Origin of the sequence: Haloarcula sp. Atlit-120R (assembly GCF_003665885.1) — an archaeon.
GTDB lineage: Archaea > Halobacteriota > Halobacteria > Halobacteriales > Haloarculaceae > Haloarcula > Haloarcula taiwanensis.
Map to the genome: position 1 here is coordinate 1 of NZ_QPLN01000089.1, position 459 is coordinate 459.

The following is a 459-nucleotide window of genomic DNA, read 5'->3' on the forward strand; positions in this document are numbered from 1 at the left end:
CGACGCAATCGGGAGCAAAACCCACGCGAGCGAAGTCGAACCGGCAGCGTGGAACGTCACGCTAACCAAACTGATGGGCCTGTTCTTCGTCGCACTGGGATTGTTCTTCGGCGGTGCTGCGCTGGTGTCGGGATAGGGTGGTATCCCGTCGTCCCGATTAGTCCGTCAACCGCCGGAGTTGGACGGAGATGCCGAGCGCCGCACCGAGGAGCAATACGACGTTGAACGCGGCGTGGAAGATTGGCCGGAACTCGGGGTTCACCCACGTCGAGATGATTTGGCTCGCGTTGAGGTAGAACTGCAGCGCCGCGATGAGCGCGCGCAGTAGCAGTCCGGCGAGGACGGCGTAGTCGAGATACCGTCGAAGTCGCTCGGCGAACTCGCGGTCCTCCTGTTCGTCCACGTCTTCGGCCGGTTCGGCGGTCGTCGCCGGGATTCGGTCCTCGTCTGCATTCGATT

At 62.7% G+C, this 459-nt stretch carries 1 protein-coding gene; it reads right to left on the reverse strand.

Annotation, left to right across the window (positions count from 1 at the left end):
• Nucleotides 1–157 precede the first annotated feature (157 nt).
• On the reverse strand, nt 158–436 hold the full coding sequence (locus tag DVK01_RS21355; protein WP_394337684.1) for a hypothetical protein: 279 nt from the start codon (nt 434–436) through the stop codon (nt 158–160).
• Between the last annotated feature and the right edge of the window lie 23 nt (nt 437–459).